This is a genomic window from Donghicola sp. XS_ASV15 (genome assembly GCF_041224595.1).
Classification (GTDB): domain Bacteria; phylum Pseudomonadota; class Alphaproteobacteria; order Rhodobacterales; family Rhodobacteraceae; genus Donghicola.
The window spans coordinates 1-408 of the sequence record NZ_JBGFGN010000030.1 but is presented as its reverse complement, the minus strand read 5'-3'; the positions used below and the strand labels follow the sequence as shown (position 1 = coordinate 408).

1 protein-coding gene is annotated in these 408 nt (G+C 55.1%); it reads left to right on the top strand.

The genetic code is table 11. The features are described from left to right. The first annotated feature begins 125 nt into the window (after nt 1–125). Nucleotides 126–335 (top strand): flagellar hook capping FlgD N-terminal domain-containing protein, encoded by a 210-nt coding sequence (locus AB9K37_RS00475; RefSeq protein ID WP_369835104.1) that lies wholly within the window; start codon nt 126–128, stop codon nt 333–335. The last annotated feature ends 73 nt before the right edge of the window (nt 336–408 follow it).

Here is a 408-nt window from a genome sequence, read left to right as displayed (position 1 = left end):
ACAGCGGCTTCGCGGTCTGATCCGTCCAGATCCAGCAGTCTGCGCGACCGCAGGTGCCGCTTGCGGCAGAAAATCCTTGTCTAGCGCTCGGATACAGGCGATCTTCACCTCAAACGACACGCCACTTGGGGAATGCAGGTGAATATGACACGGAAAGCCTCGCGACCAATGTTGCACCCAATAACAAGGACTTGGGACAGGATGATTTTCTGACCCTGATGACCACCCAGTTGAAAAATCAGGACCCTTTTGCTCCGATGGAGAACGGGGATGTGAACGGCGGAGCAATACTCGGCCACGGTAGCGACGGCATAGTGTTGTCGCGGGCGGCGTAAAAGTCGTCCACTTTTGCCCTTTCGGATTTCGGGAGGGCTTGGGGATATACACCGTGGACTTGTATTTGAAGGT